At 53.7% G+C, this 17,130-nt stretch carries 9 protein-coding genes; 4 read left to right on the forward strand and 5 right to left on the reverse strand.

The annotated features are described in order from the left end of the window. The first annotated feature begins 94 nt into the window (after positions 1-94). On the forward strand, positions 95-997 hold the full coding sequence (locus BS29_RS04895; RefSeq protein ID WP_229956101.1) for a histone deacetylase family protein: 903 nt from the start codon (positions 95-97) through the stop codon (positions 995-997). An 87-nt stretch (positions 998-1,084) separates the two neighbouring features. Then, positions 1,085-4,294, forward strand: a complete 3,210-nt coding sequence (locus BS29_RS04900) for an amidohydrolase family protein (RefSeq protein WP_229956102.1) — start codon at positions 1,085-1,087, stop codon at positions 4,292-4,294. A gap of 43 nt (positions 4,295-4,337) precedes the next feature. Here the strand turns inward: BS29_RS04900 and BS29_RS04905 are convergent, their stop codons facing one another. Genes BS29_RS04905 through BS29_RS04915 form a run of 3 tightly spaced genes read right to left on the reverse strand, consistent with a single transcriptional unit; the run spans position 4,338 to position 10,014 of the window. Further along, entirely contained in the window at positions 4,338-5,720 is a 1,383-nt protein-coding gene (locus BS29_RS04905) for an efflux transporter outer membrane subunit (RefSeq protein WP_229956947.1), read from the reverse strand. A gap of 11 nt (positions 5,721-5,731) precedes the next feature. Further along, entirely contained in the window at positions 5,732-6,886 is a 1,155-nt protein-coding gene (locus BS29_RS04910) for an efflux RND transporter periplasmic adaptor subunit (RefSeq protein ID WP_229956103.1), read from the reverse strand. Next, a complete protein-coding gene (locus BS29_RS04915) occupies positions 6,883-10,014 on the reverse strand; it encodes an efflux RND transporter permease subunit (RefSeq protein ID WP_229956104.1) in 3,132 nt (1,043 codons plus the stop codon). The genes BS29_RS04910 and BS29_RS04915 overlap by 4 nt, the downstream gene beginning before the upstream one ends. A 416-nt stretch (positions 10,015-10,430) precedes the next feature. Here BS29_RS04915 and BS29_RS04920 point away from each other — a divergent pair, with 416 nt between their 5' ends. Continuing rightward, on the forward strand, positions 10,431-11,339 hold the full coding sequence (locus tag BS29_RS04920; RefSeq protein WP_229956105.1) for an aldo/keto reductase: 909 nt from the start codon (positions 10,431-10,433) through the stop codon (positions 11,337-11,339). Here the strand turns inward: BS29_RS04920 and BS29_RS04925 are convergent, their stop codons facing one another. Beyond that, a complete protein-coding gene (locus tag BS29_RS04925) occupies positions 11,340-12,872 on the reverse strand; it encodes an MFS transporter (RefSeq protein WP_229956106.1) in 1,533 nt (510 codons plus the stop codon). A gap of 98 nt (positions 12,873-12,970) precedes the next feature. Beyond that, positions 12,971-14,014 carry a LacI family DNA-binding transcriptional regulator gene (locus BS29_RS04930; RefSeq protein ID WP_229956948.1) on the reverse strand — a complete coding sequence of 348 codons (1,044 nt, stop codon included), beginning with the start codon at positions 14,012-14,014 and terminating at the stop codon, positions 12,971-12,973. Between the two features lie 295 nt (positions 14,015-14,309). Here BS29_RS04930 and BS29_RS04935 point away from each other — a divergent pair, with 295 nt between their 5' ends. Then, positions 14,310-17,060: a TonB-dependent receptor gene (locus BS29_RS04935; RefSeq protein ID WP_229956107.1), complete on the forward strand. Its 2,751-nt coding sequence runs from the start codon at positions 14,310-14,312 to the stop codon at positions 17,058-17,060. Positions 17,061-17,130 lie beyond the last annotated feature (70 nt).

Genomic DNA, 17,130 nt, shown 5'->3' on the forward strand with positions numbered 1-17,130 from the left:
TAGGACAGGTCGGATGACTTCAAGTACTGACAGAACAGACTGATACGGCGTTAGGGACAGTATATTTTTGTATTGAACGCTTTATGCTGTCACCATGCTGCATATCGTGCATCACAGTGACTATATCGCTCCGCCACCAACACGGGGCAGCTTTGCCTTCGATAAATATTATCTGGTAATCGAAGCGGTCAAACAATTGTCCGACAATCATCAATTATATGCGCCGCATGCGATGGAACCCCATTGGCTCGAAGCGGTTCATGATCCGACCTATGTGAATGAGGTACTCTCTTCGAACGTGCCACATGAGAAAGAACGGCGGATTGGGTTTCCCGTTTCGCCCGAAATTTCTCAGCGCGTGCGCTACACGTCCGGTGGCACCTGGCTTGCCGCGAAATTGGCTCTGGAACATGGCTATGCGGCGAATAGCGCAGGCGGCAGCCATCATGCGCTCGCCGACACCGGGGCTGGTTATTGCGTGTTCAATGATTTGGCAGTGAGCGCCAATCGCCTGATAACCGAAGGAGATGTGGGACGTATCCTGATCCTTGATCTCGATGTACATCAAGGCGATGGCACGGCCTCGCTACTCGCCGGACGCAATGATATCATGACGGTTTCGGTGCACGCTGAAAAGAACTTCCCGGTACGCAAAGCGCGATCCTCCCTCGACATCGGTTTGGACGATGGTGCCGGTGACGAACAATATATGCGCATTTTATCCGATCATCTGCCGGCGATATTGGATGATTTTCGGCCCGATTTGCTATTCTACCAAGCCGGGGTAGATCCCCATGTTGAAGACCGATTGGGGCGACTGGCTCTGACGGATGAAGGACTGGCTGCGCGAGAGCGATATGTCATCCGGCAATCGCGAGACAGAGATATTCCCGTCGCGAGCGCGTTGGGCGGGGGATATGGGCATGACCATATGGCCGTTGCGCGGCGCCATGCTTTGTCCATGCTGACTATGGCAGACGAAAACCAGCGCAGGTGATCGCATACTTGCCGATAATATTTCCCTGTTCATTCGGCTAATTTTGTTGTTTATCCAAGACATAAAATAAAGCCATTGGGAGGCCTCATGAAATATCATCTGATAACCGCACTTGCTGCCATTTCTCTTGCCGGTCCAGCATATGCCCAGGCCGCAGATGAAAAAACCAAAGAGGAAAAGTGGGATGTCAATGCTCCCAAGGGCGCGACCATCAAGCAGGTGCCGATCAAAACTGATGAGGGCAGCTGGATCGATATCGATGTCAGTCCCGATGGTAAGCATATCGCCTTCGCATTGCTGGGTGATATTTATACGATGCCCATGGCCGGCGGCACGCCCACCCGCATCGCCGAAGGACTGGCTTGGGAAGTGCAGCCACGTTTCTCTCCTGACGGCAAACGCATTGCTTTTACCTCGGATCGCGGGGGTGGCGACAATATTTGGATCATGAACCGCGACGGCAGCGACAAGCGGCAGGTCACAAAAGAAAAATTTCGCTTGTTGAACCAGCCGAGTTGGAGTCCCGATGGACGCTTCATTATTGCCAAGAAACATTTCACGACCGGTCGGTCACTCGGTACCGGTGAGGTTTGGGTCTATCATGTTTCGGGTGGGGCAGGGGTTGTTCTGGTCAAGAAGCCGAATGAACAGCACCAAAAAGAATTGGGCGAACCGATTTACGCGCCGGATGGCAAGTCGCTTTACTATACCCGCAACATCACACCGGGTGGACGGTTCATATATGCGCAGGATTCCAACACTGATCTGTTCAATATTGAGGAATATGATCTGGAAAGCGGAGAGGTTACGACAGCCGTATCCGGTCTCGGCGGGTCCGTGCGACCAACGCCTTCACCGGATGGCAAGAGCATCGCCTTTGTCCGGCGGGAGCGGGCGAAGTCAAAGCTCTATGTCAAGGACCTAGCCAGCGGAATAGAACGCAAAATCTATGATAATCTCGACCAGGATGTTCAGGAAACCTGGGCCGTCACGGGCGTCTATCCCAATATGGATTGGACCCCTGACAGCCGCAGCATAGTGTTTTGGGCGGGTGGCAAGATCCGCAAAATATCCGCCGATGGGTCCGGCGCATCAATCATTCCTTTCACGATCAATGATACACGCGGCGTTGCTGATGCCCCGCATCCGAAAATCGCGGTGGAGGCGGACAGTTTTACAGCCAAGATGCCGCGCTTTGCTGCTGTGTCGCCCAATGGCCGGCAGGTCGTGTTTGAGAGCCTGGGGCAGCTATATGTGAAATCCATGAGCGGTGGCGCGCCGAAACGGTTGACCAACAGCCGCAATGAACGCGAGCTGTTTCCATCTTGGTCACGCGACGGCCGGTCGATTGTCTTTGTTGGATGGACCGACAGCAATCTTGGGCGGGTCAAGACAGTAAGCGCTTCCGGTGGTTCTGCACGTACCGTGACCAATCGCCCAGGCCACTATGCTCGCCCGCATTTCTCACCAGATGGCCGCATGATTATCTTTGAGATGAAGGATGGCGGCTATCTGACATCGCCGGACTATTCCGTCGATGATGGCGTTTATAGCGTCGCGGCGTCCGGTGGCGCGCCCAAACGCATTGTATCAGGGGCGGCAGGTCCACAATTTGGTGCCACCAATGATCGCGTGTTCATGATGGCGCAGGAAGACAATAAGCGTGTCTTGATGAGTAGCGATCTCAGCGGAGAGGCGAAGCGCACCCATGCCACAGGTGAATTGGCCAATGATTATATCGTGTCTCCAGACGGTCAATATGTTGCCTTTCGGCAGAATTATGAAGCCTTTGTTATGCCGTTAATGCCCGGCACGCAGGCGGTTGCTGTTACACCAAAGAGCAAATCATTGCCGGTGACCCGGGTCAGCAAAGGCGGCGCAGATTATATCCACTGGTCGCAGAATGGCCAACAGTTGCACTGGAGCATCGGGCCGCAGGTTTTTACCGCTCAAACCAGCGCACTTTTCCCCGATGCGCCTGCAGCAAAGGACGCGCCGAAATTTATACCACCCACTAGCGGTGTGTCTCTGGAGCGTAGGATTACGGCAGATAAACCAAATGGTTTACTGGCGCTGACCGGCGCGCGCTTGATTACCATGTCGGATGAAAGTGGCGGTATTGTCGATGACGGAACGATTGTTGTGCAAGACAATAAAATTCTGTCCGTTGGTGCTAGCGGCAGCGTATCTGTTCCGGCGGGCGCAACTGTTGTTGATGTGACTGGCAAGACCATTGTGCCTGGCTATGTTGATGCCCATGCCCATGGTGCCCAGGGAACTGATGAGCTGGTACCGCAGCAAAACTGGTCATTGATCCAGAACTTAGCGCTTGGCACCACCACCATTCACGATCCATCGAGCCGAGCAAGCGAGATATTTGTTGCAGCCGAAATGCAGCGCGCTGGACAGTTGATCGGACCGCGGATTTTCTCCACCGGTGAAATTGTATATGGCGCGAAAGCAGCTGAGGTCTATGCCGAAATCAATAGTCTGGAAGATGCGCTTGATCATGTTCGCCGGTTGAAGGCGCAAGGTGGTAGCAGTGTCAAAAACTATAACCAGCCACGTCGTGAACAACGCCAGCAGGTGGTCGAAGCTGCACGTCAGGAGGATATGTTGGTCGTCGCGGAAGGTGGTTCGCTTTATGGCATGGATATGGCGTTGATTGCTGACGGCAACAGCACATTGGAGCATAATATTCCGCTCGACATTTTCTATAATGATGTTGTGCAGATGTTTTCCCAATCGCAAACCAACTACACGCCGACCATCGTGGTTAGCTATGGTGGATTAGCGGGTGATCCTTATTGGCGGCAAGCTACCGATGTCTTCAAGCATCCGCTGCTGATCCATACGCCGCCCAAACAGCTGGCGGCGGCCAATGTGCGGCGAACCAAAGCGCCTGAGGAAGATTTTGTCGATGATGACAATGCTCGCGAAGCCAAGAAACTGGCGGACGAAGGCGTGTTGGTATCCATCGGCGCGCATGGTCAGCAGGCTGGAATTGCGACCCATTGGGAACTATGGTCTCTCGTTCGCGGCGGTATGTCACCGCTCCAGGCGTTACGATCAGGCACGATTGATTCTGCGAAATCTCTCGGCATGGGGGACGAAATTGGTTCTCTTGAAGCAGGTAAGTTGGCAGACTTGGTTGTACTTGATGCTGATCCCACTGCCGATATCCGCAACAGCGACAAAATCCATCGGGTGATGGTCAATGGCCGGATGTACGACCCTGTGACAATGAACGAAGTCGTGACGGGCAGTCGGAAACGTTTGGCCTATTGGTGGGAGTAAAAAAGGGGGCTTCTCGCCTCAGACATTGAGCGCGATTTCTTGATCAGCCTCCAGCGGGCAGGGGTTCATCACCTAATGCAAGATGAAGATTGATACGATTTTCAATTTGGGCGCGGCGTGCTTCGATAGCCCGTGTCTCTGATGCAATTGCCGTTGTTTGCGCGTCCAAGAGGTTAAAGATAGTGGAGCGACCATTAATATAGCGGCTGCGAGTCAAGTCGACCGCAGCGCGGGCTTCTTCAGCGGCGGTAGCGGCTGAGGCAACCTGTCGTTCCAGCGTTGCCTCTGCATCCAATCGATCTTCAACTTCCTGAAAAGCCGTCAGTGTTGATTGAGCGTAGTTAAACAGTGCTTCCTTGGCGAGCTCGCCTTGACGATCTGCTTCTGCCAGTAATTCGCCGCCTCTAAAAAGGGGTTGTAACAGGCCAGCAGATATCGCGTTGATATAAGTGCTGGGATCAAATAGGTCACCAAAATTGCCGCTACGGGTCGTGGCTTCGAAGCGCAGAGTCAATTGCGGGAACATCGCATGCCGGGCATCCACCGCCCGCAGTCCTGCAGCATCAACGCGCGCTTCGGCTGCAATGAGATCTGGCCGGCCGGCCAACACAGAAACGGGCGCGGTAATATCCGGCAGTGGTTGCGGCATAACAAGTCGCTCTGCACCAGCCGCATCTCCGGAAGGATAGCGACCAATCAGCACTTCCAGCGCACGCGCTGCATTTCGGGCCGTGCGCAAGGCGGTTTCCAGACGGTCTTCACTATTGGAAACAGCGACTTGCGCCAATCGAACATCTAGACGGGAAGCAAGTCCCGCGCGAAAACGGGCATTGGTAATCCGCAGCGTATCTTTGCGTCGTTCGAGATCGCTGGTCGCCAAGTCCAAGGAGATACGGGCAGCACTGCGATCATACCAAGCCTGTGCAACGGAAGCTGCGAGGGCCTGTCGGGCTGCCGCAAAATCAGCTGCTGCTGCCCTGGCGTCGGCATTGCCGGCGCGGGCCAGAGCTAGATTGCGACCCCAGATATCTGCCTCCCAACTGGCTTCTAGGGAGCCATCATAGACCGTAGCGGCATTTTCAGCATCAGTGGCTGTGCCGGACAAATCTATACGGGGGAACAGATCTGCCCGGGCAACACGCATGGCCGCGCGCGACGCGCGGAGTCTGGCCAACACAGCTTGCAAATTGCGATTATTGGCAAACGCCTCCTGAACCGCGCTTTCCAGGTCCGTATCCCCAAATTGTTTGATCCAACCATTGCTGATGTTTCCGGGCTGTGAACCATTGGCATCAGTCAGCGTCAGGTCGGGCCGCGACGCCCAGCCATCCGGCGCGGTCGGAACAGCTGCAAGATCAAGGTCGGGGCCACCGCGCACGGCACATGCCGACAAGGACAGGAGCAAGAAAATCGGCAATATACGCATATTCACGCCGGTCATCCTGCAGATTGCTCTGGTTCGGCTTTTGGTTTCTTGCCATCATCCCAGGTCACGTTCTGACCATCGCGCAGTCGTTCACCTCCCCGCACCACAATCATGTCACCAGCGGCAATCTGCCCCGAAATGGCGACGCGGTCGCCGGCTGGTTCGCCAACTTGCACGTTAACACGCTTGGCGGTTTTATCTTTGGGATTCACTACATAGATGAAGATGCCGCTATCCCGCAGAACCAGTGCATCACGCGGAGCCGTCAGGACATCGCGCTCTATCCCCGTAGGTACGGTAATCGAAATGGCGCTTCCCATTTTGAGATTATGGGATCCCATTGGCGCGCGTACCTCTACCGTCCGGCTGACTTCATCACCGGTTTCGATAACTGTGCGTACCCGAGAAGCCCTTTGTTCTCCGTCCGCAAGAATGGTGACCTCTTGTCCGGTCGACAACGAACCGGCGACAGCAATGGGTACACGGACGCGGGCTTCCGAGCCTTCTCTTCCAACAATTCGTGCAATTTCACGGCCGGGCGTTGCATATTCGCCGACTTCAATGCGACGTTCGACCATCTGTCCTGCAAAAGGTGCACGGATGCGGGTACGGGCAAGATCGACTTGCGCTGTTTCCAGGGCAACCTTTGCGGCAGCCAGACGTGCACGGGTTTGATCACGGGTAGAAATGGCTTCATCTAGAGAGGCTTCGGATTCCGCTTCTTCTTCAAGCAATTGCTGCAATCTCCCAACCAAGCGGTTCTGGTAGGTAAGATCCGATTGCAAACGCGCAACTTCTGCACGGGCTTGATCTCTGGCCAAACGGATAGTGCGATCATCAATGACCGCGATGACCGTGCCTCGACGCACTCGCGCTCCGATATTGAGTGTGGTCTGTATCCGCCCGGCGACTTCCGAGGCGACAACAGAATCGCGATTGGCGACAATATCACCTGGCGCAGTAAAATTCGGCGTGAGCGCCAATTTTTCGATTTTTGCAAGTGTGACAATGGCAGGCGGTGGGCCACCCTGACCGGGTCCGCCCTGGCCTTCCGCAGCGTTAGATGCAAAGAACAGGAAATATATGAGTGTAACCAACAGCAGCGCGCCGCCGATTAATACCCAACGAAGATTGTCGCGGATCATTTGGGGTAATGCAAAACTCATTCAGCAGGCTCCGGCATTAATCCGCCGCCAAAGTCTGGCTCAGGCTCTGGGGATTTTTTGGGTTTGTCAGGACGGTCGGGTTTGTTCGGTTTGTCTTTCTTTGCCGATCCCAGCTGGATAAGCGCTGGCAGCAAGACCAACGTGAAAATTGTCGAAACCAAAACTCCGCCGACAATTATGACTGCAAGACCACGATATATCGCGCTGCCTGGACCGGGAACCAAAGCCAGCGGAAGCATCCCCATGACCGACGTACCAGTCGTCATCAATATGGGCCGCAGGCGCAAACGTAATGCTGTGCGAGCGGCTTCTGACCGGTTCATGCCTTCGCGTTCACTCTCGCGGGCCTGCGCCATCAGCAAAATCGCATTGTTCACAACAATACCCAGTAAGATGACAAAGCCGATCATGCCCAGCAGATCGAGCGGTGTGGGTTTGACCAGATTCAGTATTTGGATCGCGATGACACCGCCAACAGTGGCAAGGGGCAGGGCAATGATCACCAATGCTGCATCGCGGGCAGAACGAAAAACAGAAGCCATGATCACAAACAACAAAGCCGCAGCTAGAATGAAGTTTGTGCTGAGTGATTTTATTGCTTTGATCAATGCGTCTGCGTCGCCGCCATAGCGCAAGGTACCGCCGGTTTGCAGGGCATCGCGAATGGCGGGCTCCGCCGAGGTTTCGATGATTTCCAAAGCCTCACCCAAAGCCATGCCTGGCGGGGGGCTGATGTTAAGCGCTACGGTTTTACGTCCATCCACATGGCGGATCTGTGTTGGCCCGACGCCGCGCAGCAAGGTGGCGACTTCACCCAACGGAACGGCTCCGGCATTGGGCGTAACCAGGGGGGCGCTTTCGATCGCTTCCGGATCTGATGCTTCCGACCCGCGCATGATGACGCGCATCCGCTCACCTTCGGAAACATATTCGCCCAGATAGAGGCCATCGCCCAGTGCGCGGACGGCGCGTCCGACCTGATCGCGAGTCATACCAAGTTCGGCTATACGCCTGTCATTGGGAGTTAGACGGAGCTCAGGAACAACCACATTCGGATCGGGATTGGGTCTAACCATCCCGCCGGGCAGGGCGGTCTGAATGGCATCTGTTGCAACCAGTGCAGCCTCTCGCAAATTCTCGTCATTTTCGGATTGTAGATAGAGTTCAATTGAACCATTTCCTCCGAAATTCCCAAACAAGCTGCCTTGTTGTGCAAAGGCTTGCACATCCGGGAATCCAGCCAATATCTCTCCATTCACAATGCCCGTCATCTCATCTATGCGGGATTGATCCTTGATCCGGATACCTGTGTTGATACCCCATGGATTGACGAACAGATAGTAGTTGAGCAGCTCCGGTTGTTTGTCGCCTTTCAGATAGGGATCCAATCGCTCGACGACTTCTTCGGCTATTTCGGTTCGCGCAGATTCCAACGTCGCACCCGACGGCAGTCCTACCCATGCGTCCACCGCATCCCGCTTCACATCAGGCAGGTAATCCGTTTGCGGCCATAGGAAATAAGAAATTACAAAAGGCGCAAGGATGAGCGATGGAATCCAGATTTTGCGTTTTTTGTCACTGTCGATCAGCGCGAAAATCCGGTCTGCATAATCATCCCAGCGGCGCTCGTTATCTTCCATATCAACCTGGCCATATTGGCGCGCTGCAGCCGGCAGCAATGTTACCGCAACAATCAGGCTGGCGACAACAGAAATGGCAATGGTTAGTGCAAGATCAGCAAATAGCTGACCTTCGACATCCTCAATAAACATGATTGGGATGAAGATGGCGACGGTGGTTGCGGTGGATGCAAATAGAGCCGGCCAGACCTGTGATACGGCTTCGATGGCGGCTTCACCGGGTGATCGACCGTGGTTGCGCAAGCGGACGAAGTTTTCCATCACAACAATCGCAGCATCAAGCACCATACCGGTTGCGAAAGCCAAGCCGGCGAGCGAAATTACGTTGATTGTCCGCCCCGTCATGCCAATCACCGCAAGCGTTGCCAATAGACAAACGGGAACGGTCGCAGCGATGATAAAGGTTGCACGCCAGCGCCGAACGAAAAGCCACAATAGGCCAATGGCCAGCAATGTTCCCAGCAGCAGATTGCCGCTCAAGAAAGAAAGGGCACGTTTGATAAAGACGGATGGATCGAAGCTCTTCTCGATTCTCGCGCCCATGCCGGCCAGTTCATTTTCGTTAAATGTTTCAATGGTTGAGAGTACGCCATTGATCGCGTCCAGTGTATTGCTTCCCGGTTGTCGAACAACCCGCATCCCAATGGCCGGGTTACCATTCTGATAGGTTACGCCAAATGCCTTGTCGGGACCAACATTGATATCGGCGACATCGCGCATCCGGATCACGGTGGATCCCCGTTGAGCGACGGTTAAATCTCCAATTTGTTCAGCTGAAAAATTGCCTTCGAAGCGCAAAGCATATCCACGCCGCCCGACATCCACCGTGCCGCCGCCAACATCTTGAAAGCGACCGACGGCGCGAGACAATTGCTCGATGGTGAGATTGAGTTGGGCCAGTCTCCAAGGATCGAAGCGAATCCGCAAAATCCGTTCCCCGGTCGGCGCTTCTACGCTGACGCCTTGGACACCTTCTACAGATTCTAGTTCAGGCGCGATGGTATCGCGGGCGAAAGTCGCCAGCGCCTCGGAGTCAAGATTGCTATCGGGCAGGGCCTGAAGAAACAGATAAATGAGTGATTCCCCTTGATCTCCATTAGCACCACCCACGGAAGGGCGATCAGCATCAAGAGGCCAATTGCGCACGCGCTGAACGCGGCTGGAGACCTGTGCAAATGCCTTGTCCATATTGGTACCAAGCGCAAATTCCAAATTAAGCCAGACATTGCCATTATTCGACCAAGACTGAACGCTGGTCAGCCCAGGAAGTCCGCGCAGCTCATCCTCGATTGGAATGGTGATTTCGGACTCGATCTCTTTGGGACTGGCCGCGCGCCAACCCGCTTGGACGGTCAAGCTAGGCCGCTCAATGTTCGGGAATAGTTGGATTGGTGTGCTGAATGCAGAAATGATCCCGATCAACGCTATCAAAGCCAAAGCAGCAGCAATGGCGGCCGGATATTTCAGTGCGATATTGGTGAGACTCATCGCCAGTCACCACTGCAATATATTAATATTGTCTCGGACGTCCGCATCAGACTCCCTCCCGTCTCCAAACCGCCGTGGGCCATTTGTGGGAATCGATTATCGTAACAAACGAAACTTGCTCAGATGATTTCGACCAAGGTTGTGGTCGTTTCGATCAACGGCATTGATTTTTTCGATCTGACATTTGGGTGTTTTTGTTCGAGAAATGCCGCAAATTGTCTCCCAATAAGCCTCAGGCGGTCATGGACAATGGGGTTCTATTTAGTGAGGATGTCATGCTTTCCAGGGCATTGATTTCGGTACTACCCAAAGCGGACATAACTTGAATTGTGACATTTGGGCGCTATGGCTGAGCGGCGTAACAGGAGGCGTTCTGCCCTGCGAGAATATCATCTAACTAAAAGAACCAAATGATCATGAGCAATCTTCCCAAAATTTCTCCTACTCGCCGGCTTGGGCAATCCGACATTGAAGTCACCTCCATGGCTTGGGGCATGTGGCGGTTTGCGGGGCGTGATGTTTCTGAGGCAGCGCAATTAATCCATGCCGTGCTCGATTGTGGCATTACCCTGTTCGATACAGCCGATATTTATGGCTTCAACGGAACAGATGGTTTTGGCGATGCCGAAACATTGCTTGGTGAAGTGCTGGCTAAAGACAAAAGCCTGCGCGATCGAATGATACTGGCGAGCAAAGGCGGTATCATGCCCCCGCTACCTTATGATAGCAGTACTGCCTATCTGGAAAAAGCGATCGATGCGTCTCTGTCCCGGTTGGGTGTAGATACGATCGAGCTTTGGCAAATACACCGGCCCGATATCTTGACTCATCCCCAGGAAATTGCGCGCACACTGGAACAGGCTGTGCAGTCGGGGAAGATACAGCATATTGGCGTTTCCAATTTTACCCAAAACCAGATTGCGGCGCTGGACCATTTCCTGGATCTGCCAATTGTCACTACGCAGCCGGAAATTTCAGCGCTCCGCATCGATACGATGGAAAATGGTGAACTGGATCAGGCAATGGTCATGGACATGACTCCACTAGCCTGGTCTCCATTGGCTGGCGGAAGGATTGCATCACCGGATGATGACCGTGCTCATGCGGTGGTCAAGGAACTGGACCGGATTGCTGAAACATTCGGGGTCAGTAGAACCGCAACCGCTTATAGCTGGATCATGGCGCATCCCTCTCGCCCGATTCCTATCATAGGGTCGCAGCGCGCAGATCGAATCGCAGATGCGATGGATGCCTTAAAGGTACAATGGAGCAGACAAGACTGGTATGCAGTGCTGGTCGCAGCGCGCGGCGTGCCGCTGCCCTGATTAACTTGTTGCAACCTTTACCTTGAGTGTTGGCTCCTTTGGAAGCACGGCATCAACTCGCAGCATTGCCAGCGCGGCGATGACCCAAACGGTCGCCGCAAAAGCCATGGTCCAGATCGGTTCGGTCGGGAAAAACGCTTTCATGATCGAGCCCATGACGGTGGCCACCAAAAGTTGCGGCACAACGATGAAAACATTGAACAGCCCCATATAGGTGCCAAGTTTCCTCTGCGGCAGGCTGGAGGCCAAGATGGCATAAGGCATTGCGAGGATCGACGCCCATGCGATGCCGATGCCGATTTCGCTGATCAGCAAGAGGTTTTTATCTTGCACGACGAAAAAGCTCGCAAAGCCGGCTGCACCGCAAAGCAGGCAGATTATATGGGTTCTGGCCTTGCCAATCTTGGCCGAGAGCCAGGGGAGTAGCGAGAGTGCCACCACCGCTGCTACGCCATTATAAACGGTGAACATCACACCTACCCAATTACCAGCCTCCTGATAGCCAGCGCTTTGCGGGTCTGCGGAGCCAAACACATATTGTGCGACCACCGGCGTGGTGTTGATCCACATGATGAACAGGGCGGACCAGCTGAAAAACTGGACTACGGCCAATCGTTTCATCAAATCCGGCATGCCGGAAAAGTCACCGATAATGCTGCTCAACATATTATTGGAGCGACCACCACGTGCCAGGATGATCGCGAAGATACTGGCGACACCATAGCCCGCGAGCAAGGCGCCTAGCAGATATACTTCCTTTTCCAGACCAAACTGGTCCACGGTCAGAATTACGGCAATGCCCGCAGCAATCCAGATCATGCTCGACGTGAAAGTCTTTGCCGCAAGCGCCCGCACCGTGTGCGTGGCTTCTTCTTCGCTGGCAACACCATCAAAAGCCGCCATTTCGTCGGGGCTATATTCCTCCGTCGCGAACACCGTCCACAGGACCGACAACAGGAACATGATCCCGCCAAACCAGAAAGCGTAGCGCACAGTATCCGGTATTCCGCCATCCGGTGCGACATTGGAAACATTGAGCTGTTCCATTACAAAAGGGAAGATCGATCCAACAACAGCGCCCGCGCCAATAAAAGCGGTTTGCACGGCATAGCCAGCGCTATGCTGATCTTTTCTCAGCATATCTCCGACAAAGGCGCGAAACGGTTCCATGGAGATGTTGATCGAGGCGTCAAGAATCCAGAGCATGGCGACCGAAAACCACAAGATTGTGGATTGCGGCATGACCAGCAAGGCAATGGCGGCAAGAATCGCACCGGCTAGAAAATAGGGACGACGCCGGCCCAGTTTCCCGAGCCAGGTCTTGTCGCTCAAGTGACCGACAATCGGTTGCACGAGCAATCCGGTCAGCGGGGCCGCTATCCAAAGGACAGAAAGATTATCGAGATCTGCGCCAAGTGATTGAAATATCCGGCTCATATTCGCGTTTTGCAGCGCGAAGCCGATTTGAATACCGAAAAAGCCGAAGCTGATATTCCATAGGCCCCAAAAGCCTTGCTTTGGTTTTTCCGCCATGATTCTCTCCCCTCGCGCCGCTATGGTGCTGCGTCATAACGCGTTGGTGGCAAATTGTGGGCCGCCCTACAATGCGGCAACTCTTGTATACGTATGCTTTACGGTTTTGCTGCTGCCGAGGAATCCCGGACCATCAACTTTACCGGCAACGCCGAAGATTCGACCTTTTCGCCAGCAATCTGTTGCAAAAGGGCAGTAACCAAAGCCTCACCTGCGGTCTTCAAGTCCTGAGTCACCGTTGTGAGCGGCGGTGCGGTCATCGCGGAAGCCGGAATATCGTCAAAACCAACCACTGCGATATCTTCCGGGATTTTCAGGCCCGCTTCCTGCACTGTCCGCATTGCGCCAATGGCGATCAGGTCCGAAGCTGCGAAGATGGCATCGAATTTCTGACCGCTGGCGATTAAGGACTGCACTGCATCAACGCCGCTTTCCTCGCTGCTGAACCCATCGCGCTGTAATGCCGGATCAATGGCTATGCCTGCTTCCGTTAATGCGTCACAATATCCAAGCCAACGGGCTTCGAACTCGGGAGCGTGACTCGATGCCGTTCCGATAAATGCAATATTTTTGCGGCCGTTTTCCAACAAATGCTGAACGGCCTTTTTGCCACCGCCGCGATTATCTGAGCCCAGTGTCAGCCCGGGCTCGTCAGTTCCGGCAAGACCCCAGCGAACAAAATGCGTCCCCTGCCCAACAAGATGAGTCAGCCGGTCGCGATAATCCTCATAGTCGCCATAGCCGAGCAGGATGATACCATCGGCGCGATGGCTGTCCTGATAGTCGGTGTGCCAATCGCCGGATAGCTGCTGAAATGAAATGAGTAGGTCGTAACCGCGCCGCGCGCATTGCCGGGTGATTGACCCCAGCATCGATAGAAAAAACGGGTTGATGAGGCTGTCGTCCGGCGCAGGATCTTCGAAAAACAAAAGCGCCAAGGTGTTGCTCTGCTGGGATCGCAGAGAGGACGCGTTTTTGTCGACTTTGTAGTTCAGCTCTTTGGCGATTTTCTGAATTTTTTCACGCGTCGCTGGACTTACGGAAGGACTGTTACGAAGCGCGCGCGAGACGGTAGGCTGCGAAACGCCAGCCAAATAGGCTATATCAAAAGATGTCGGTTTGCGTGATGGCGAGCCACCCATATGCTGTCTCTCCTGACGGGCCCAAGCGGTTGCCAGCATGGTTCATGTTTCTCTGAAATAGCTTAGGACATTCTATCACTATTGCAAATATCAGGACCGCGAAATCTTTGTTGCCGAATTGTTACAACGCACCCCCTCATCAGATATGTGCATACGTATGTGAACTATGCAGCGCGCAATTTCCGATCATAAAGACCCGAGTTTGACGCACGATATTTGCGGACATCGTGACCTTATCAAATTGAGTTTATGGGCCTTTCCGGCACGAATCGGGAGCCCGATTAGGGGAGTGAATATGAAGAAACCACAATTCAGTAAGAAGCGCGGCCTTGTTCAAGCCAGCCGTGTTGCTCTTGGACTGTCGCTGGCAATCGCTGCAGGCAGCACAACGGCATTTGCCCAAGACACCAGCCAAGAGAACCAATCGTCTGCGGAGATTGATGAAGAAGAAGGCGTTATCGTTGTTACCGGCTTTCGCGCCAGCCTTGAAAGCGCTGTCAGCGAGAAAAAGCGGAGCGACCAAATCCTGGAATCAGTCACTGCTGAAGATATCGGCAAACTGCCGGACGCTTCTATCGGTGAATCAATCGCTCGTCTGCCCGGCCTGACATCACAACGCCTCAATGGCCGCGCCAATGTGATCGCCGTTCGCGGTCTGGGCCCCGATTTCTCGCAAACATTGCTGAATGGCCGCGAGCAAACCTCGACCGGCGACAACCGCGCGGTAGAATTTGACCAATATCCTTCTGAGGTGGTCAGCCAGGTTGTTGTTTATAAATCACCCAATGCCTCGCTGGTTGGACAGGGTTTGGCGGGTACAATCGACGTACGCACGATCCGTCCACTGGAATATCGTGACCGGGTCCTGGCCGTTGGTGCACGCGGTACATATGCTGATCTTGGCGCTCTGAACGCTGGTTCTTCAAAATATGGTTATCGGGTCAACGGTACTTATGTCGATCAGTTCGCTGATGACACGCTGGGCATTGCAATTGCCGCTGCTTATGTCGACGAGCCTTATCAGTTGCAGGAATTTAACGCCTGGGGCTATGATGGCGATGGATCGGCTGCAAGGCCATTCGTCATTGGCGGTTCGAAATCTTTCGTAACCTCCACGGAACTGAAACGTTTCGGTATCAACGGCACGTTGCAATACAAGCCATCCGATACGGTCATGATGACATTGGATGGTTTTTATTCGAATTTCAACGATGACCAATCCAAGCGTGGTATCGAATTGCCCCTCGCCTTTGGTGGTGGATTTGGGACAACCGGTGACCCCAGCACCGCGACGGTTACGGATGGTTTTGCGACAGCCGCAACATTTGAAAATGTCCGCGGCGTGATACGCAACGATATTTTCCAACGCAAAGCCGATCTCTATTCCTTTGGTTATAACGCAACTTATGAAGGTGATGACGGCTGGAAAGCCTTTATCGATATTGGCTATTCCAAAACCGATCGCAACGAACTGAGTATTGAAAGCTATTCAGGAACCGGTTTCAACGGAGATGACACTGGCAATGGCGCTTCGGCTACTATCGGCGTTGAATCTGGCCTAAGCGGCACGGTATTTAATCCGTCGCTGGACTATAGCGACCCCAGCGCGATTTTCCTGACCGATCCCTTGGGTTGGGGCGGCGGAGTCGTTCCACAGGCCGGTTATTATAATGATCGGATCGTCGAAGATGAACTTAAGCAATATCGCGTCGGTGTGGAAAAAGAATTTGACGGCGGCTTCATCAAAGCTGTCAAATTCGGCCTTAACTACACAGATCGTGACAAAAGCCTGACGCCGGATGAGTCACTCGTGCGGCTGGCAGGTGGTGCGTTGGAGACGGCCATCCCGCAGGATGCTCTGCTGCGACCGACAAATCTGGACTATCTCGGCCTTGGTCCCGTTGTTAGCTATGATGCGCGCCAGTTGATTGATGATGGCATATTGGTTTTGGAACCGAATAATGTGCCAGATGTTCTCTCAAAAGCCTATTCGGTCAGCGAAGATATTCTGACTGCCTATTTGCAAGCGGATATTGAACAGGAATTCAGTAACGCCACGCTGACCGGTAATTTCGGGGTGCAGGCGATCAATACCGATCAAGAGTCAACTGGACCGACATTTGCCGGCGGGGTACGTAATGACCGTACGTTAGGCGACAGCTACTGGGATGTCCTGCCCAGTCTCAACCTTTCGCTGCGCTTCGACAGTGATTTCATCATCCGCTTTGCTGCCGCACGTCAGATTCAGCGACCTCGCATTGATGATATGAGGGTGTCGCTAGATTATAGCCGCAATGAAACGGATCCTGCCGGTGTGTTTCTCGATGGATCAGGCGGCAACCCGTTTTTACGGCCCTATCGTGCAAATGGGATTGATCTGAACTTTGAAAAATATTTTGGTCAGTCGGCGGTGATTTCATTGCAGCTCTTCTACAAAGATATCGTCAGCTATATTGATCGCAGCAAGCAGCCTTTTGATTTTACCGGCCTGCCGCTCCCGCAAAACCTGCCAATTGATACGCCGATTGGTCTGCTCGAACGCGCGGTCAACACCGGTGGCGGTGATTTCTATGGCGGTGAACTGGCGATTACTCTGCCGTTCAATAATATAACTGAGGCGTTGGACGGCTTTGGTGTGACCGGCGGGGTCGGCTATACCGAAAGCAAGGTTGAAGATGCCAATGGCGATATTGATGATATCCCCGGCTATTCCAAATGGACGGCTAATGGCACGATTTTCTTCGAAAAATGGGGCTTCAACGCTCGTGCGAGTGCACGATATCGGTCGAGGTTCTTAGCAGATTTCAGTGGCTTTGGTGGCAACTTGACCCGCCGGCTGGCTTTGCCGGAAACCATTGTCGATGCTCAAATCGGTTATGACTTCCAGGAAGGTAGCGCACTGGAAGGCCTGTCATTTTATCTGCAGGCTCAGAACCTTACCGACGAGCGCTTCGCATCGATTGACGGTGACGGCACGCGTTTGAAAGTTATCGATCATCAGATTTATGGCCGCCGGTTCCTGATCGGAGCGTCATTTAAATTCTGATGATGTCGATGGCCGGATCTGTTGATGATGTCCAAGCTTGAAGGGGCATTGTGAACGGGTCCGGCAGTCG

Origin of the sequence: Parasphingorhabdus litoris DSM 22379, assembly GCF_020906275.1 — a bacterium.
Taxonomy (GTDB): domain Bacteria; phylum Pseudomonadota; class Alphaproteobacteria; order Sphingomonadales; family Sphingomonadaceae; genus Parasphingorhabdus; species Parasphingorhabdus litoris.

Coding starts and splice junctions, on each gene's coding strand:
- BS29_RS04915 (WP_229956104.1), bottom strand. CDS start 10,014: ATGAGTCTCACCAATATCGCACTGAAATATCCGGCCGCCATTGCTGCT.
- BS29_RS04920 (WP_229956105.1), top strand. CDS start 10,431: ATGAGCAATCTTCCCAAAATTTCTCCTACTCGCCGGCTTGGGCAATCC.
- BS29_RS04905 (WP_229956947.1), bottom strand. CDS start 5,720: ATGCGTATATTGCCGATTTTCTTGCTCCTGTCCTTGTCGGCATGTGCC.
- BS29_RS04895 (WP_229956101.1), top strand. CDS start 95: ATGCTGCATATCGTGCATCACAGTGACTATATCGCTCCGCCACCAACA.
- BS29_RS04900 (WP_229956102.1), top strand. CDS start 1,085: ATGAAATATCATCTGATAACCGCACTTGCTGCCATTTCTCTTGCCGGT.
- BS29_RS04910 (WP_229956103.1), bottom strand. CDS start 6,886: ATGAGTTTTGCATTACCCCAAATGATCCGCGACAATCTTCGTTGGGTA.
- BS29_RS04930 (WP_229956948.1), bottom strand. CDS start 14,014: ATGGGTGGCTCGCCATCACGCAAACCGACATCTTTTGATATAGCCTAT.
- BS29_RS04935 (WP_229956107.1), top strand. CDS start 14,310: ATGAAGAAACCACAATTCAGTAAGAAGCGCGGCCTTGTTCAAGCCAGC.
- BS29_RS04925 (WP_229956106.1), bottom strand. CDS start 12,872: ATGGCGGAAAAACCAAAGCAAGGCTTTTGGGGCCTATGGAATATCAGC.